At 62.7% G+C, this 17,345-nt stretch carries 16 protein-coding genes and 2 pseudogenes; 10 read left to right on the top strand and 8 right to left on the bottom strand.

Going from position 1 to position 17,345, the window contains the following annotated elements; translation table 11 throughout:
* Positions 1-2 precede the first annotated feature (2 nt).
* The 7 genes and pseudogenes from NKJ67_RS08610 (at position 3) to NKJ67_RS08580 (ending at position 7,081) form a co-directional block, all read left to right on the top strand.
* Complete coding sequence (locus tag NKJ67_RS08610) at positions 3-1,118, top strand: ABC transporter ATP-binding protein (RefSeq protein WP_128307657.1); 1,116 nt, start codon at positions 3-5, stop codon at positions 1,116-1,118.
* An 88-nt stretch (positions 1,119-1,206) separates the two neighbouring features.
* On the top strand, positions 1,207-2,709 hold the full coding sequence (locus NKJ67_RS08605; RefSeq protein WP_352581074.1) for a GMC oxidoreductase: 1,503 nt from the start codon (positions 1,207-1,209) through the stop codon (positions 2,707-2,709).
* On the top strand, positions 2,706-2,969 hold the full coding sequence (locus NKJ67_RS08600; protein WP_352581073.1) for a hypothetical protein: 264 nt from the start codon (positions 2,706-2,708) through the stop codon (positions 2,967-2,969). The genes NKJ67_RS08605 and NKJ67_RS08600 overlap by 4 nt, the downstream gene beginning before the upstream one ends.
* Complete coding sequence (locus NKJ67_RS08595; protein ID WP_352581072.1) at positions 2,966-3,727, top strand: 3-ketoacyl-ACP reductase; 762 nt, start codon at positions 2,966-2,968, stop codon at positions 3,725-3,727. Before NKJ67_RS08600 ends, NKJ67_RS08595 begins: the two co-directional genes overlap by 4 nt.
* A 12-nt stretch (positions 3,728-3,739) precedes the next feature.
* Positions 3,740-5,368, top strand: coding sequence for a GMC family oxidoreductase (locus tag NKJ67_RS08590; protein ID WP_352581071.1), 1,629 nt, complete (start codon positions 3,740-3,742; stop codon positions 5,366-5,368).
* A 17-nt stretch (positions 5,369-5,385) separates the two neighbouring features.
* The gene (locus NKJ67_RS08585) at positions 5,386-5,694 is read left to right on the top strand and encodes a Dabb family protein (protein WP_352581070.1); all 309 of its coding nucleotides are present in this window, start codon (positions 5,386-5,388) and stop codon (positions 5,692-5,694) included.
* Between the two features lie 152 nt (positions 5,695-5,846).
* Positions 5,847-7,081 (top strand): annotated as a pseudogene (locus NKJ67_RS08580) (MFS transporter).
* A gap of 4 nt (positions 7,082-7,085) precedes the next feature.
* Here the strand turns inward: NKJ67_RS08580 and NKJ67_RS08575 are convergent.
* The 3 genes from NKJ67_RS08575 to NKJ67_RS08565 all read right to left on the bottom strand — a co-directional run bounded on the left by NKJ67_RS08575 (position 7,086) and on the right by NKJ67_RS08565 (position 10,547).
* Positions 7,086-7,931: an EamA family transporter gene (locus tag NKJ67_RS08575; RefSeq protein ID WP_352581069.1), complete on the bottom strand. Its 846-nt coding sequence runs from the start codon at positions 7,929-7,931 to the stop codon at positions 7,086-7,088.
* Entirely contained in the window at positions 7,928-8,830 is a 903-nt protein-coding gene (locus NKJ67_RS08570) for an endonuclease/exonuclease/phosphatase family protein (RefSeq protein WP_352581068.1), read from the bottom strand. The genes NKJ67_RS08575 and NKJ67_RS08570 overlap by 4 nt, the downstream gene beginning before the upstream one ends.
* A gap of 166 nt (positions 8,831-8,996) precedes the next feature.
* A complete protein-coding gene (locus NKJ67_RS08565; RefSeq protein WP_352581067.1) occupies positions 8,997-10,547 on the bottom strand; it encodes a cation:proton antiporter in 1,551 nt (516 codons plus the stop codon).
* 125 nt (positions 10,548-10,672) lie between these two features.
* Here NKJ67_RS08565 and NKJ67_RS08560 point away from each other — a divergent pair.
* From NKJ67_RS08560 to NKJ67_RS08550, 3 genes and pseudogenes are all read left to right on the top strand, one after another.
* A pseudogene (locus NKJ67_RS08560) lies at positions 10,673-11,288 on the top strand (glutathione S-transferase family protein).
* 32 nt (positions 11,289-11,320) lie between these two features.
* The gene (locus tag NKJ67_RS08555) at positions 11,321-11,548 is read left to right on the top strand and encodes a hypothetical protein (RefSeq protein WP_352581066.1); all 228 of its coding nucleotides are present in this window, start codon (positions 11,321-11,323) and stop codon (positions 11,546-11,548) included.
* Positions 11,549-11,558: 10 nt separating this feature from the next.
* Positions 11,559-11,933 carry a hypothetical protein gene (locus NKJ67_RS08550; protein WP_352581065.1) on the top strand — a complete coding sequence of 125 codons (375 nt, stop codon included), beginning with the start codon at positions 11,559-11,561 and terminating at the stop codon, positions 11,931-11,933.
* Between the two features lie 47 nt (positions 11,934-11,980).
* On the opposite strand, the gene NKJ67_RS08545 is transcribed toward NKJ67_RS08550, so the two are convergent.
* From NKJ67_RS08545 to NKJ67_RS08525, 5 genes are all read right to left on the bottom strand, one after another.
* Positions 11,981-13,045 carry an ABC transporter ATP-binding protein gene (locus tag NKJ67_RS08545; RefSeq protein ID WP_013529688.1) on the bottom strand — a complete coding sequence of 355 codons (1,065 nt, stop codon included), beginning with the start codon at positions 13,043-13,045 and terminating at the stop codon, positions 11,981-11,983.
* Positions 13,046-13,056: 11 nt separating this feature from the next.
* Entirely contained in the window at positions 13,057-13,848 is a 792-nt protein-coding gene (locus NKJ67_RS08540; protein WP_352581064.1) for an ABC transporter permease, read from the bottom strand.
* Positions 13,845-14,759, bottom strand: a complete 915-nt coding sequence (locus NKJ67_RS08535; protein ID WP_292336314.1) for an ABC transporter permease — start codon at positions 14,757-14,759, stop codon at positions 13,845-13,847. Before NKJ67_RS08535 ends, NKJ67_RS08540 begins: the two co-directional genes overlap by 4 nt.
* Positions 14,760-14,823: 64 nt before the next feature.
* Positions 14,824-15,930, bottom strand: a complete 1,107-nt coding sequence (locus NKJ67_RS08530; protein ID WP_352581063.1) for an ABC transporter substrate-binding protein — start codon at positions 15,928-15,930, stop codon at positions 14,824-14,826.
* 242 nt (positions 15,931-16,172) lie between these two features.
* A complete protein-coding gene (locus NKJ67_RS08525; protein ID WP_352581062.1) occupies positions 16,173-17,345 on the bottom strand; it encodes an iron-containing alcohol dehydrogenase in 1,173 nt (390 codons plus the stop codon).

Below are 17,345 nucleotides of genomic sequence, written 5' to 3'. Positions count from 1 at the left end.
TGATGGCTTTTCTGGAAATTGATGGTCTGAGAAAGCGCTTCGGCCAGGTCGAGATCCTGAAGGGGATCGATGTCGAGCTCGAGAAAGGCGGCTTCCTGGTACTGGTCGGCCCGTCCGGCTGCGGCAAGTCGACCTTGCTCAACACCATCGCCGGCCTGGAGACGATCACCTCGGGCGAAATCCGTGTCGACGGCCGCACCATCAACGATCTGCACCCCTCCAAGCGCGACATCGCCATGGTGTTCCAGAGCTACGCGCTCTACCCCAACATGACGGTGGCCGGAAACATCTCCTTCGGCATGGAGATGCGCGGCGTGCCGGCGGCGGAGCGCCAGAAGGCGATCGACAAGGTGGCCAAGGTGCTGCAGATCGGTCACCTGCTGCAGCGCAAGCCGAGCCAACTATCCGGCGGCCAGCGCCAGCGCGTCGCCATGGGCCGGGCGCTGGTGCGCGACCCCAAACTGTTCCTTTTCGACGAGCCGCTGTCCAACCTCGACGCCAAGCTGCGCGTCGACATGCGCATCGAAATCAAGCGCCTGCATGCCACCACCGGCACCACCATCGTCTACGTCACCCACGACCAGATCGAGGCGATGACGCTGGCCACCAAGATCGCCGTCATGCGCGATGGCGAGGTGCAGCAGTTCGGCACCCCGGCTGAAATCTACAACAATCCGACCAACCTCTTCGTCGCCGACTTCATGGGCTCGCCGGCGATGAACCTGATCCCGGCGACGATCGGCACGTCAGGCAACGCGCTGTCCGTCGTGCTGCAGCGCGAAACACGAGAGCCGATCTCGCTGCCGATGGCCAATGCACCGGCCGGCCTGTCGGCATTCCAGGGCAAGCCGATCATCTTCGGTGTCCGCCCCGAAGCCCTGACCGATCCGGAAGGTGCCGAGCGCAACGCTTCGCACATCGCCACCGCCGACTGTCACATCGAGGTCGTCGAACCGGCCGGCTCGGACACTTTCGCCGTCACCAATCTCGGCGGCAAGGGCGTGGTGGCGCGGCTGCGCGCCGACGCCAACATCCAGCCGGGCACCAACACCCCGCTTGCCTTCAACCTGACCAAGGCGGTGTTCTTCGACCCGGCGACCGAGACCCGTATTCGCTAATGTATGTCGCCCAAAAGTGGATCCGGTTTTGGGGCAACGACATGCATCAAAACAAAAAACTAAAGCGCGTCGGGACGCGATTTAGGCCATGACAAATCCGGACATCGTCATCATCGGCTCCGGCATCGGCGGCGCTACGATCGCTTCCGGCCTTGCCGGCAGCGGCGCCTCGATCCTGATGCTGGAGCGCGGCGAGCCGTTGCCGGCGACGCCGCACGCGCGCGACACGCGCTCGATCTTCGTCGACGGCCATTACAGGCCGAAGGAGATGTGGCGTGAGGCCGGCGGCGCCGCCTTCAACCCCGGCAATTATTACTATGTCGGCGGCAATTCGAAGTTCTACGGCGCGGTGCTGATCCGCTACCGCAAGGAGGACTTTGCGGCCATGGAGCATTTCGGCGGAGTCTCTCCGGCATGGCCGTTCACCTATGACGAATTCGAGCCCTGGTATTCGAAAGCCGAACAGCTGTTTCGCGTGCGCGGTGCACTGGGCGAGGATCCGACCGAGCCGTTCCATTCGGTCCCCTACGCTTACAAGCCGGTGCCCGACGAGGCACCGATCGCCCGCGCCCGCGCCGAGCTGAAGGGCCTCGGCCTGCATCCAGCCTCGCTGCCGCTCGGCGTCGACATCGACACCTGGCTGAAAGAGGGCAAGACCGGCTGGGATGCTTTTCCCAACACCGGCCAGGGCAAGGTCGACGCGCAGACGGGTCCGCTGACGGCTGCGCTGACCGACCAGAACATCAAGCTCGAGACCGGCGCTTACGTCGAATATCTCGAAGCCTCGCCAGACGGCACGACGATATCAGCCATTCACTACCGGCAGAATGGCGAGCTGAAGAAAGTATCGCCGAAGCTGGTCATCCTCTCGGCCGGCGCGGTCAACTCCGCCGTCATCCTGCTGCGCTCGCCCACATCGGATGGCAAAGGCCTAGCCAACCGCTCCGACCAGGTCGGCCGCAATTTCATGAACCACAATTCAAGCGCCATGCTGGCGATCGACCCGCGCCGCCGCAACGATGCCGTCTATCAGAAGACCTTGATGCTGAACGACTATTACCTGTCCGACGGCAAGGGCGGCAAGCCGCTGGGGAACGTCCAGTTGCTCGGCAAGATCGACGGCAACATGCTGCGGGCCAATGTCAAATACACGCCGGGATTCGCGCTCGATTTCATGGCCGGCCACGCCGTCGACTGGTACCTGATGTGCGAGGATCTGCCCGATCCTGAAAGCCGCATCATGGTCGACGGCAAGGACATCGTCATGCAATGGCGGCGCTCCAACATGCGGTCGCTCGACGGGCTGACCAAGGTGATGCGCGAGAACTTCCGCGCCTGCGGCTATCCCATCGTTCTCTCACGCCCCTTCGACAAGCGCACGCCGTCGCACCAGTGCGGCACGATAAAGATGGGCGACGATCCGGCGACCGCGCCGCTCGACCCTTTCTGCCGCTCCTTCGACCACCGGAACCTCTTCGTCGTCGATGGAAGCTTCTTGCCCAATTCGGCCGCCGTGAACCCGGCGCTGTCGATCGCCGCCCAGGCATTGCGCGTTGCCGATCACATCCGCAAGGTGGAGCTTACGGCATGACCGGTTTGCGCCGCCCCTCATCCGCCTGCCGGCACCTTCTCCCCGTAAACGGGGAGAAGAAAGCTGGTCGCAACCTCGGCGATCCTTTGGCGATTGGCGAGAACGGCGGCGCGAGCGTCCTTCTCCCCGTCACTATACGGGGGGTTGAGGAGTGGTCCGCGCAGCGGACGAAAAGCCAACTGCTTGGCTTTTCGAACGACGAACGCTCCGGCAGGGCGATGAGGGGCGGCGCTGACATCCGCAAGGCTAGCTTCCAATGACCCGCCCCTCCGCCATCGTCACCGGCGGCGCGCGGGGCATTGGCCTTGCCTGTGCCCAGGCGCTGGCGGATGGCGGCTACGATATTCTGGTCGCCGACCTTGCCGAAACAGCCGCTGACGGACTTGCCGCCGACATCACCAAGCGTGGCGCGAAATTTGCCTACATCCAGTGCGACATCGCCGATCTCGCCAGCCACACCGCACTTGTCGATGCCGCGATGCGCGCCTTCGACCGTATCGATTGCTTGGTCAACAATGCCGGCGTCGGCGCCGTGGTGCGCGGTGACCTCTTGGACCTCAAGCCGGAGAATTTCGACCGCACGCTCGGCATCAATCTGCGCGGCACCGTGTTCCTCAGCCAAGCCGTGGCCAAGGCGATGCTGGCTGCGCCAGGCGATCACCAGAGGTCGATCATCACCATCACCTCGGTCAGCGCCGAAATGGCATCGCCGGAGCGGCCGGACTATTGCATCTCGAAAGCCGGCCTTTCAATGTGGGTGAAGAACCTGGCGCTTAGGCTTGCGCCCGAAAATATCGGCGTGTTCGAGGTCCGGCCAGGCATCATCCGCACCGATATGACATCAGGCGTGACCGCCAAATATGACGCCCTCATCGACGGCGGTCTGGTGCCGGCAAAGCGCTGGGGCGAAGCATCGGACATCGGCGCGGTGGTGGCAACACTCGCTGGCGGAAAACTCGGCTTTTCGACCGGCTCGATCATCAATGTCGACGGTGCGCTCTCCGTGCCGCGGCTGTAAGTGGACAGTGTCATGACCGACTACATCATCGTGGGCGCCGGTCCGGCCGGCTGCGTTCTGGCCAACCGGCTGAGCGAGAATCCGGCAAATTCGGTCCTGCTGCTGGAGGCTGGCGGTAAGGACTGGCATCCCTACATCCACATGCCGGCAGGCTTCGCCAAGATGACCAAAGGCATCGCCTCCTGGGGCTGGTCGACCGTGCCGCAGAAGCACATGAAGGATCGCGTCTTCTGGTACACGCAGGCCAAGGTTGTCGGCGGCGGCTCGTCCATCAACGCCCAGATCTATACACGCGGCAACGCCCGCGACTACGACGCCTGGGAGAAGGAAGAGGGCCTCGCCGGCTGGGGCTATCGCGATGTGTTGCCCTATTTCAAACGCGCTGAGAACAACCAGCGCTACGCCAACGATTTTCACGGCGACCAGGGGCCGCTCGGCGTCTCGAACCCGATTGCGCCGTTGCCGATCTGCGAAGCCTATTTCCGTGCCGGCCAGGAGATGGGCATCCCCTTCAACCCGGACTTCAACGGCGCTGCCCAAGAAGGCGTCGGCTACTACCAGCTGACCCAGAAGGATGCCCGGCGCTCGTCCGCTTCAGTCGCCTATTTGAAGCCGATCCGCGCCCGCAAGAACCTGACCGTCCGAACCGATGTGCTGGTGACGCGCATCGTCGTCGAGAAGGGCCGCGCCATCGGCGTCGAATTGGTCGACAGGCCAGGCGGCGAGAAGAAAATCCTGCACGCCGAGCGCGAGGTGATCGTCTCGTCCGGCGCCATCGGCTCGCCGAAACTCCTGATGCAGTCGGGCATCGGCCCCGCGGACCATCTGAAGTCGGTCGGCATCACACCGGTGCACGACCTGCCCGGCGTCGGCTCCAACATGCAGGACCATCTCGATCTGTTCGTCATCGCCGAATGCACCGGCGATCACACCTATGACAACTACGCCAAGCTGCACCGCACGGCATGGGCCGGCCTGCAATATCTGCTGCTGAAGAAGGGGCCGGTGGCCTCCAGCCTGTTCGAGACCGGCGGCTTCTGGTACGCCGACCCGACAGCCGCCTCGCCCGACATCCAGTTTCATCTCGGCTTGGGCTCCGGCATCGAAGCCGGCGTCGAGAAGCTGAAAAACCCCGGCGTCACCCTGAACTCGGCTTTCCTGCGGCCGCGCTCGCGCGGCACGGTGCGGCTGAAGAGCGCCGACCCGGCCGACCACCCGCTGATTGATCCGAACTACTGGTCCGATCCCTATGACCGCGCCATGTCGATCAAGGGGCTGCGGCTGGCCCGCGAGATCATGCGGCAGAAGGCGCTTGCCCCTTACGTGCTGCGCGAGGTGCTGCCCGGCCCGTCACTCGCCAGCGACGACGAGCTGTTCGACTATGCCTGCCGCAGTTCCAAGACCGACCACCATCCGGTCGGCACCTGCCGCATGGGCCATGACGAGATGGCTGTCGTGACGCCGGATCTGCGGCTGCGCGGCATCGAGGGCCTGCGCGTCTGCGACGCCTCGGTGATGCCGCGCGTGCCTTCATCCAACACCAATGCACCGACCATCATGGTCGGTGAAAAGGGCGCCGACCTGGTCCTTGGCCGCGAGCCGCTGCCGCCAGCGGTGTTTTCCGGAAACCGGGCTGCTTAGCCACTGAGAGGTAAGACATGATCAGGCACTGTGTTTTCGCCAAGTTTCGCAACGATGTTGCCGCCGCCGAGCGCATGGCGATCCATTCCGATCTCGAGGCGCTTCGACAGGTGATCGACGGCATGGACGCCGTAAAATTCAGCGCCAATGTCAGCCCGGAGCCGTTCGCACGCGGCTTCACCCACGGCTTCACCATCGATTTCCGCGATGCTGCCGCGCGCGATGCCTATCTTGTGCATGAAGCGCACCAGCGCGCCGGCACGCGCCTGGTTGCTGCCCTGGAAGGCGGCACGGACGGACTGCTGGTGTTTGATCTCGAAATCTAGACCTCACCCTCAAGCCACGATCGAGTTCATCGACAGATGGCACCGCTCGCTCTCATCGCACCTTCCGCCATTCCAGCGGGCGTTCGATCAAATGAGCCGCGCGAAAACGTGACCACCGGTCTTCCCTGAACTGGCCGATAATTCCCCCATCGATGATGATGGAGGAAGATTTGCCCCTTAATTCGCAGCAGAAGAAGACCGTCCTCGCCTCATTCCTGGGCTGGACGCTCGATGCTTTCGATTTCTTCCTTCTGACATTCCTGCTCACCGATATCGCGACCGAATTCCACGCCGACGTGCCCGCAGTCTCCAAGGCGCTGTTCCTGACCTTGGCGACACGCTTCATCGGCGCGTTCTTCTTCGGCATGCTTGCCGACAAAATGGGCGCAAGCCCATCCTCATGCTCAACATCGTCAGCTATTCGGTGATCGGCGCGCTGGCGGCCTTCTCACCCAATCTCGGCATATTCCTCGCCCTGCGTGCTTTGTTCGGCATCGCCATGGGCGGCGAATGGGGGCTGGGCAGTTCGCTGGCCATGGAATCCATTCCGCCGAGCGCACGCGGCATGGTTTCCGGCATCCTGCAATGCGGCTATCCGGCCGGCTATCTGCTGGCGGCGGTGGTCTATGGCCTGCTCTATCAGCAGACGATCGGCGGCTACACGATCGGCTGGCGTGCCATGTTCCTGCTCAGCTTCGTGCCGGCGCTGATCGTGCTCTTCATCCGCTCGCATGTGCCGGAATCGCCGGCCTTCGTCGAAGCGCAGAAGACCGCGAGACCGGGCATGTGGGAAACGCTGCAGAAGCACTGGGGCGTCGCGCTCTATGCCGTCGTCCTGATGATGTTCTTCAATTTCTTCAGTCATGGCACGCAGGACCTCTACCCTACCTTCCTGAAGAAGCAGCACGGCTTCGATCCGCATACGGTGAGCTGGATCACCATCGTCGCCAATATCGGCGCCATCGTCGGCGGCCTGGCTTTCGGCGCGCTGTCGGAGAAGATCGGCCGCGTCAACGCCATCACGCTGGCATGCCTGATCGCCTTGCCATCCATCCCGCTATGGGCCTACTCGACCACGCCGTTCATGCTCGCCATCGGCGCCTTCGTCATGCAGGTCGCGGTCCAGGGTGCCTGGGGCGTCATCCCCGTGCACCTCAACGAGCTTTCGCCCGGCGCGGTGCGGGCGACCTTGCCCGGCTTTATCTATCAGGCGGGCAATCTCGCCGCGTCCTATGGCGGCCCCTATCAAGCAGGAATCGCTGAAAGCGCCGGAGGCAGCTATGGCTATGCGCTGGCGCTGTTCGCAGGCGTGGTCGCCGTCTGCATCATCGTCGTCATCCGTTTCAGCCCGGAGAAGCGCGGCCAGGTGATGACGGTTCTGGGCTGAAGGCTCAACTGAGCCTGAGCGCGACGACACCCGCAACGATGCTGAGTGCGGCGGCACCGCGCCAGCCCGTCATCTTTTCACCGAGCGCAAAAACGGAGATCATCATGGCGAACAGGATCGAGGTTTCGCGCAGCGAAGCCACCGAAGCGATCGGTGCTTTGGTCATCGCCCACATGACGATCCAGTAGGCGGCGCCGCTGAGCACGCCGGTGAACAGCCCTGCCTTCCAGTCGCGCGCCAGCACCGGCAGCGCCTTCGGCCCGCGGAAGATGAGGCACAGCACCAACGCGCCAAAAGCATCGCAGATGAACAGCCAGGCGGCATAGCTCTGCGCGGTTGCCGCCAGCCGCGCGCCGCTGCCGTCCGACAGCGTGTAGCTGGCAATGAAGATGGAAGTGCCGAGCGCAAAACCGACCGCGCGCAGGTTGAGTTTTTCCAGATGCGCGCCGCCACGAAACGACATCACCAGCGTGCCGGCCGACAACAGGAAGATACCGAGCATGGCGAACGGGCCGGGAATCTCGGCAACGACGAACATGCCGCCGAAGGCTGAGAGCAGAGGTGCGGTGCCGCGCGCCAGCGGATAGGTCTGGGCGAAATCGCCGGCCTTGTAGGCGCCGATCAGGAAGGTCCGGTAGCCCATGTGGAAAACGACGGAGGCGATGATGTAGGGCCACACCTCCGCCTTCGGCACTTCGACGAAGGGCAGCACCACGAGTGCCGCCGCGCCCATGCCTAATGTCATCAGCGTGATCGACAGGAAGCGGTCGAGATGAACCTTGACCAGCGCATTCCAGATCGCGTGCATGGCAGCGGCGGCAAGCACTGCGAAGAAGACGAAAAGCGTCATGTGGCGATGCCGGGCGTTTCCAGGTCGATGTCGGCCCGCAGAGGGAAATGATCCGACGCAACCTCGCCGATGTCGGCACTGATCGAGCGCACGCGCCCGGCCAACATACCGCCGACGAAGCAATGGTCGAGCCGGCGTTTTGCCAGTCTGCCGTCGATGGTCTTCACATGGGTGTGGAAATCCGGAACCGGCTCCCCGGCAACGGCGGCGGCATCGACGAAACCGCTGAGATAGGCGGCACCTCGATGGTAGGGCGTGCTGCCGACGATGCGGCGATACTCGGCGCTGTCCGGCTCCATGTTGAAATCACCCATCCAGATCGCCGCCAGCGGGTTTTCCGGCTCCGCTTCGCCGCTGGTCCAATTGCGCGTGGGCTCGTCGTCGACGCCGCTCCACGGTCCGCCATCGGACGGTGCCCGGCGATGCTCGGCCATGAGGTAGTCGATCTGCTCCAGCCGCTCCTCGGCCGCGATGTGGGCGAGATGCAGCGACAACACCCGCACCGGCCCTGCCGGGGTGCGGATCATGCATTCAAGCGCGGCGTTGCGGGTGTTGAGCGGCCGCTGCGTGCGGCGCATCGGCAGCGCATGCAGCCGCGACCAGACGATCGGAAGTTTCGACAGCAGCATGGTGCCAAACTGGCGGCGCCGATTGACCAGACGGCCGTCGCGCCTTTCGCTGGCATCCATGTCGAAGGCCGGGCCGTAGACCCAGTGATGTTCGGGCAGCAGACGCGAAAGCAGTTCCGGCTGGTCGTCGAAATTGCTGCGCTGCCAGTGCCGCTCGACCTCTTGCAGCGCAATGATGTCGGCGCCGGCAACGATGCGCGCGGCGCGCGAAAGATCGTAGCGGCCGTCGCCGCCGAACCCGTACTGGATGTTGTAGCTGACCAGCTTCATTGCTTATCCGGCTCAATTTCGTGTTGGCAGTAACGGTTCGATGCCACGGTGGCAATGTGCAGGAGAATGGACGTGGCTTGGACCAGCCTTGCCCTTCACCGGGATCATGCACCGATCCCGAAGCACTTCGATATCTTCCGTGCGCCGGAAAACGGCGTGCGATGCCTTATGTATTCAGCGGCTGGAAACGGCCGGGTGGCGACGCCGCCAGTTCGGTCCAGTCGATCTCTTCCTCAAGGCGATGATAGGCTTCGTCGCCAATCGTCCCGTTGCGGCGCAATTCCTCCAGCGCGTCGCGCTGGCTCTTGATCGCATAAAGACGCAAGCGGTCATATTCGGTCGCCGCCTGGGCATCATCGGGATTCTTGGCAATCTTGCGTTGAGCGGCATATTGCTCGCGCACCGCGGCCGCCGCGTCCGATGTCTTGCCGCTCAATATGTCGAGCGCGGCCTGCATGACCACGACGCGCGCCTGCGCAACCTCGCGGTCGACGGTTTCGTCAGGGTCGAGGTTCAGCAGGCGCAGCAGCGGCTTCAGGCTCATGCCTTGCAGCACCAGTGTGCCGAGCACGACCGTGAAAGCAGCGAGCACGATCGGGTCGCGGGCCGGGAATTCAGCCGGCAGGGCGAATGCCGCCGCAAGCGTCACCAAACCGCGCATCCCGCACCAGCCGATCAGCACGCCGCCACGAAACGACGGAGCGTCACGCTGACGATCAGCCACGCCGAAACGGCCAAACCACCTGATGATCGCGCCGCACCCCAGCACCCAGATGAGGCGTGAGACGATGACGATGGCAAGCACTGTCCCGGCCAGGACGAACGCATCGGTCTGCCCCTGCCCGGCAAGCCTGCCGACGATCGTACGCGCCTGCAGGCCCATCAGCACGAAAGCCAGAACATTGAGCACGAAGACCGCCGTCTCCCAGACCGAATAGGAGCTGATGCGGTTTCTGGCCGGCATGCGGCGCGGCGCGGTGCGGGCGATCGTCATGGCATAGACGACTATGGTGATGATGGCCGATAGTCCGATCCTGTCGGCCAGGATCCAGACCCCGAATGTGCCGGCAAATTGCACCACAGTGCCGCTCGCCGGGTCCTCGATCCGGCCCAGCGTCATCAGAGACACCCGGCCAAGCAGGTAGCCGGCGGCAAGGCTGCCGAGCGTGGACAGCAGGATCATCGGAACGGCGCTGCTCAGCAGAATGGAACCTGCTGCCGCCGAAATCGCCATGCGGTAGATCAGCAAGGCGGTGGCGTCGTTGAGCAGGCTCTCGCCTTGCAGAATGGCAGTGATGCGGTGCGGCACCTTGAACTGGCCAAGCACGGCCGATGCCGCAACCGCATCGGGCGGCGCCACGATGGCGCCAAGCGCTATGGCCGCGGCGATCGGCAGGCCTGCCATCGCCCAGCCGGCAAGTGCGACCGTCACTGTCGTGAAAAGGACGGCGCCAAGCGCCAGCAGCACAAGCGGCACCCTGTAGCGGTTGAGATCGCGCAGCGAGGTATCATAGGCGGCATCGAGCAGAACCGGCGCGATGAACAGGGCAAGCGCCAGTTCCGGGTCGATCTCGACGGTCGGCACGCCAGGCACGAAGGCGATGCCCACCCCGGCCAAAGCCAGCAGGGACGGATAAGGAGTCTCAAGCCGCCGCGACAGCGCGGTCAGCGCGACAGCGATCAAAAGCAGGACAAGGGTGAGTTCGAAAAGAGCCATGGGCTGTTACTTCAGTGAGACGGGATTGCCGGCGCAGATATACCTGCAGGATGGGGTCGATTGGCCATCAAACTCAAGCCCTCTGGCAGTACGCCTTAAACAGCCTCTTGCCGTACAAGAATGGCATGATCCTCATCGGCCAGTATGACTCGCCTTTCGTCCGCCGCGTCGGAATCGCGCTGACCTTGTATGGCATTGCCTACGAACATCGTTCCTGGTCGGCCTTCGGCGATGCCGACAAGATTCGGCCCTACAATGTGCCGATACTGGGGCTCGACACAATGGCGAGGTGCTGATCGAGAGCCATTTGATGCTCGACTACCTCGACAGCCTGGTTCCGGCCGACCGACGGGTGTTTCCGGCGACCGAACCGGCGCGCCATCAGGCGCTGAAGGTCTCGGCCCTTGCGACCGGGCTGGGCGACAAGGCGATCAGCCTGTTCTACGAATTGCGACTGCACGAGAAAGTCTCGAACCTCTGGATCGGGCGCTGCCGTACACAGATCGAAGCTGTTCTGGCTGTGCTGGAGGCCGATCGTCAGGAGGGGCCGACACCATACTGGTTCGACGGCCGCATCGGTCACGCCGACATCGCGGTTGCCGCGGCGCTCCGCTTCATCGACGAGGCCCATCCGGGCTGGTTTCGCTGACGGGCTTTCCGGCTCTGGAAGCCCACTCCACACGGATGGAAGCCCTGCCGGTATTCCAGGCGATTTCGAAGCCCTTCATCGCGCCAGCTTGAGGCCAGGCCAGCATAACAATCAGCCTTGACCTATGAAAACCAACGGTCGTTTATTACTGATCGCCAAAGTCATGTCGCAACAATTGGCTGATCGAGGACCTCCCATGCTGAGATTGTCCGCAACGCTGTTCACATTGATACTGCTCTCGCCGGCGGCTGGCGCTTCCGCGTTATATGATGAATTGGCGGCGGCTAAGATCAAACTTCTGGGAACGACGCGACCGGATCCGGGCATGGGGGCTTTGGGCGCAGAAGACTAACGAGACAATGATGTCTCTCATCGAAGGGAAGTGGATCGACCTTGGTTATTCCGACCTGACCAACGAAGACAACATGAAGAAATACTGTGATAAATTTGGAGAGTCCTTTAAGAAATTGACGGACTATTCCTTCGACATTATTGGTCCGGTTACCCGTTCGAAGCACGCGATCCACAGAGAGTACATTTTCAAAACGGGGATATCCTACAACTACCGATGGAACATCGAACAGCAAATGGAGGTGCTCGGCAGTGGAAACGGTAAGGAAATTCTGAAGAACGCCAACGGGACGAGTGCATTGCTGATGATGACACCCAATACCCTGCTGGAGATCGATTTCAGCTTCGCGCAACCTATCCTTTGGGGGCGTTGCCCCACCGAATAGAACACTGGCTTCGCTTCGCTTGGCCATCCAAGCCGGTGTTGCCGTTTTTAGTGCAGCACCAGCATGTCGCTCGACGAGAACGAGATCTCGGCCTTTTCACCGACTGCGGGTGGCGGGGTTGCCGGGCTGTTGAAGGTGTCGAGCGAGACCGTGTTGCCGCCGATGCCGACGCGAACCCGGATGACCGAGCCGAGAAAATGCACTTCGGAGATTTCTCCCGAAAGGCTGGAGTCACGGCCGGGCTGACGGCCCAGCGAAATCGCTTCCGGACGCAGCGCCAGCGACAGCGTGTCGCCGGACTTGGAGCCGTTGAGCTTGCCCTTGAGCGAAACCTGTTCGGAATTGACCCGCACCGTGCCTGCGGCGGCATCGGTGACGGTGCCTTCGAGCACGTTCAGCGTGCCGACGAAATTGGCGACGAACTTGGTCGCCGGGCGGTTGTAGATCTCGAACGGCGTGCCGACCTGCTCGGCCTTGCCGCCATACATGACGGCGATGCGGTCGGAGATCGACAGCGCCTCTTCCTGGTCATGCGTGACGAAGATGGTGGTGATGCCGAGCTTCTTCTGGATCGAGCGGATTTCCTCGCGCAGCGACACGCGCACCTTGGCGTCGAGCGCCGACAGCGGCTCGTCGAGCAGCAAGAGCTTCGGCTTCGGCGCGATGGCGCGGGCCAGCGCGATGCGTTGCTGCTGGCCGCCCGAGAGCTGGTAGGGATAGCGATCCGCCATCTGCGGCAGCTTGATGATGCCGAGCATCTCGGCGACACGAGCATCGATGTCCGCCCTGGGCATGCCGGCGACCTTCAGGCCAAAGCCGATATTCTGCGCCACGGTCAGGTTCGGAAACAGCGCATAGGCCTGGAACACCATGCCGACATTGCGCTGGTTGGGCTTCAGCCTCGTAATGTCCTTGCCGCTGACGACGATCGTGCCCGCGCTCGGCTCCTCGAAGCCCGCCACCATGCGCAGCACGGTGGTCTTGCCGCAGCCGGATGGCCCGAGGAAAGAGACAAATTCGCCGCGCTCTACGTCGAGATTGAAGTCCTCGACCACCGTGGTGGCGCCGAAGGATTTTCGAACGTGCTGGATGGAGAGGAATGGGTCGGCCATGGCTTTGACTTTCAGTTCGGACGGTTCGCCGATCTCGGCGCGAAGCGGGACAGGATCTGTATCAGCGACATGCAGCCCCAGGTGATGGCGAAGGCGATGATGGCAAGTGCCGCCGGCTCATAGGCGCGGTTGGCGCCGATATTCTGCAGATAGGGGCCGAAGGCCGGCCGGTTGAGCAGGCTGGCCATGGTGAATTCGCCGATGACGATGGCGAAGGTGAGGAAGGCGCCCGAGAGCACCGCGATCAGCACGTTGGGCAGGATGACACGGGTGATGATCGTCCCCCAACCAGCACCAAGGATCTGTGCCGCCTCCGTCAGTGTGCGCACGTCGATGGTGCGAAGCCCGGTGTCGACGGCGCGATACATGTACGGCAGCGCCAGTGTTGCATAGCCGATGACCAGCAAGGCATTGGTGCCTGTATCGGTCGCCAGGAACGGCAGCGGCGAATTCGACCCGTACATTCTGATGTAGCCGAAGACGATGACGATGGCCGGAATGACCAGCGGCAGCAGGGTAATGAATTCGACGATCGGCCGCAATTGCGGCAGCCGAAGCCGAATCCAATAAGCGGCGGGCACCACGATCAGCACGCCGAGAATGATGGTGAAGAGGGCTGCAAGCACCGAATAGCCAAAGGTCGCCTGAAAGCGCGGATCGCCCAGCACGATCTGATAGGCGTCGAAGGAATAGACGCCGCGCCGCATGCGCATGGAAAATTCCACCGTCGCGATCAGCGGAATGAAGAAGTAGGCCGCGCCGAGGATGAAGACGACCCAGGCCCAGAAACGTCCAGACTTCACTTGAGCCACCTCTCGGAACGGGTCCGGAACCAAATGTAGAAGACATTGGCAAGCCCGGTGATGACGATCATGCCGAAGGCAATCGCATAGCCCAGATGCGGGTTGTGCAGCACATCGCCGCGTATCTGCGCATAGAGCAGGATCGGCACGATGTTGAGCGACGAGCCGGTCAGCGCATAGGCGGTGGCGATGGCGCCGAAGGCATTGGCGAACAAAAGGATTACCGTGCCGAGGAAGCTCGGCCAGATCACCGGAATGACCACCATGCGCCAGTACTGCGCCTGGGTGGCGCCGAGCGTCGCCGCCGCTTCGCCCCATTCCTTCTTCAGCCCATCGATCGCCGGCGTGATGATGACCACCATCAGCGGAATCTGGAAATAGATATAGGTCAGCGTCAGGCCCCAGAAGGACAGGATGTTGAAGCCGTGCGCATAGATGTTCAACCCGAACACCGTGTTAAGCAGCACGGTGGCAAGCCCAAGCCGGCCGAGCGTGGCAAGGAAGGCAAAGGCCAGCGGCACGCCGGCGAAATTGGAGGCCACGCCGGAAAAGGTCAGCGTCGCGGAACGTATCCAGTCCGGCAGGCCGCCGCGCACGATGGCAATCGCAATTGCCAGACCGGCGAACGCGCCAATCAGCGCGGAGGCAAGGCTGACCTTGATCGAGATCCAATAGGCGGCAACGATAGACGGCTGCGCCAGCGCGGCAATGTTTTCGAGGGTGAACTCGCCATCATTGTTCTGAAATGCGCCCAGCATCAGATAGAGCGTAGGCAGGATCAGGAACATGATGGCGAAGATGAAGAACGGCGCAACGCCGAGCCACTGCGTCGGCAATCGCATCGCGCGCGCCTCGCTTGGGGGCGCAGTCTTCCCGGCAATTGCCTGATCGGAAAGCGAGAGATCGGTCATGCGCCGGCTACCGTCCTAGAGGGATACCGGGCGGCCATGCGGCCGCCCGGCACGATTTCAAACCTTACTTGACGTTGGCGCCGACAGTGGCGTCCCAATTCTTGCTGATCGCTTCCTTGGCCTTGCCCTGCTCGTCGAGCGTCGGAAACACTGCTGCGGCATAGGATTCCGCCGGAGGCAGCTTTGCCAGCACGTCCGCCGGGATCTTGCCATTCTTGGCGAGATCGTTGAAGCGGATCGGGTGGCAATAACCCTTCAGCCAGCCGATCTGGCCTTCGTCGGAGTAGAGGTACTCCATCCACAGCTTGGCTGCGTTCGGATGCGGCGCGTAGGCGCTGATCGCCTGCACGTAGACGCCGGCGACGACACCGGTCTTCGGCACGACGACGTCGACGGGCGGATTGCCCTTCAGCGTGTCGCGGCCGGCGAGCGCATTGTAGTCCCAGTTGATCAGGATCGGGGTCTGGCCCTGGGCGAGGGTTGCCGGCTTGCCAACGACCGGAACGAAATTGCCGGCGGCGTTGAGCTTCTTGAAGAAGTCGAGGCCAGCGGTGCCGGCGGCTTCACCGGCTGCAGCGCCACCGGAAAGGCCTGCAGCGTAGACCGCCTGGATGGCTTGGTTCGAGGCGCGCGGATCGCCGGCAAGAGCAACCGCGTTGGCGAATTCCGGCTTCAAGAGGTCAGCCCAGTCGCTCGGTGATTCCTTGACCAGATCCTTGTTCACCATGAACGACAGCACGCCGTAATAGTCGCCGTACCAGAAGCCCTCGGCATCCTTGGCGCTGTCGGGGATCGAGTCCCAGGTCGACACCTTGTAGGGCTGGATCAGGCCGTCGGCCTTGGCGGTCGGGCCGAAGGACAGGCCGACGTCGATGACGTCGGGCGCCTGCGGGCCCTTGTTGTCCTTGTTGGCCTTGATCGCCTCGATCTCGTCGCCGGAACCGGCATCGGGATTGAGTTCGTTGACGGTGATTTCCGGATACTTCGCCTTGAAGCCTGCAATGACGTCGCCGTAGCCGCACCAGTCATGCGGCAGCGCGATGGTGGTGAGCTGGCCTTCCGCCTTGGCGGCCTTGACGAGATCGTCCAGCGAATCCGCGGACGAAATCACCGTCGACGCGAAAAGCGCCGCGGCCGAAAGGGAAAGCACTTTCCCCGTGAATTTGAACATGTGTTCTCTCCGTTGAACTGACGCCGTTGGACGCCTGCGATGCGGTATCGTTTTCATGTGACAGCCAGATGAAAGCTTTGTGAAAGCGGCTGCTCGCAGTGCGAAAAAGTAAACTCTTTTTAACCTAATGTAGCAATCGCTCCGCGATTCTTTTTCCGGCTAACTAGTTTTTGCCTTGCCCGTCATCCTCCCCCTTGTTTTCATAGCCCCTTTTCAGATCACTTTGCGGCGCGGAAAACGCCTCAGACCGTGCCGGCGATGGCGTTTTCGAGCAAGGTCAGCGCCGCCTTCTTGGTCAGCTTGACCGGGTTGCCGCCGGCAGTCGGATCGACCACCGCCATATCGGCGATCAGCGTCTTACGTTTCTTGTCCATATCGAGCCCCTTGATAAGGCCGGGCAGTGCATGCGGCACCTTCAGTTCCTTGCGAAGCTTGATGATGGCTTTGGCGAAGCCGTCAAAGCCGCCCTTGATGCCGCAATAGGCGGCGAGCCGGCCGATACGCTCCTCGATGGAGTCCCGGTTGAAGGCCAGAACATAGGGCATGAACACCGCGTTGGTCATGCCGTGATGGGTGTCGTAGAGCGCGCCGACCGGGTGCGACAGCGAATGGATGGCGCCGAGCCCTTTCTGGAAGGCGGTGGCGCCCATGGCGGCGGCGCTCATCATATGGGCGCGCGCAACGAGATCCCCGCCGTTGGCATAGGCCTTCGGCAGGTTCTCGAAGACCAACCTCACACCTTCGACGGCGATGCCGTCGGCCATCGGATGGTAGCCGGGCGCGCAATAGGCTTCGAGGCAATGGGCCAGCGCATCCATGCCGGTACCGGCGGTGATGAAGCCCGGCATGCCGACCGAAAGCTCCGGATCGGCAATGACGATAGCCGGCAACAATTTGGGATGGAAGATGACTTTCTTGGTGTGCGTGGCCTCATTGGTGATGACGCCGGCGCGGCCAACCTCCGATCCGGTCCCGGCGGTGGTCGGCACGGCGATGATCGGCGCGATGGCATCCGAATTGGCGCGCGTCCACCAGTCGTCGACATCCTCGAAATCCCACACCGGCCGCGTCTGCCCGGCCTGGAAGGCGATCAGCTTGCCGAGATCGAGCGCCGAGCCGCCGCCGAAGGCGATGACGCCGTCATGCTTGCCCTTCTTGAACACGGCGATGCCGGCGGTCAGGTTGGATTCGACCGGGTTCGGCCTGACCTCGGAGAAAACGCCGTAAGGGACCTTCGCATCGTCGAGGATCTCTAGGGTCGAGGCGACGACCGGCAGTTTCGCCAGTCCAGGATCGGTGACGAACAACGGCCGCTTGATGCCGGTGGCCGCCAGCACCTCAGGCAATTCCTTGATGCGGCCGGCGCCGAAGCGGACGGTGGTGGGGTAGTTCCATTTGGAGATCAGCTTGGACAT

Origin of the sequence: Mesorhizobium sp. M0088, from assembly GCF_040322895.1 — a bacterium.
In the GTDB taxonomy this organism is placed as follows: Bacteria; Pseudomonadota; Alphaproteobacteria; order Rhizobiales; family Rhizobiaceae; genus Mesorhizobium.
Note: the sequence above shows the minus strand (reverse complement) of the source record. Positions and strands in the feature narration are given on the sequence as shown.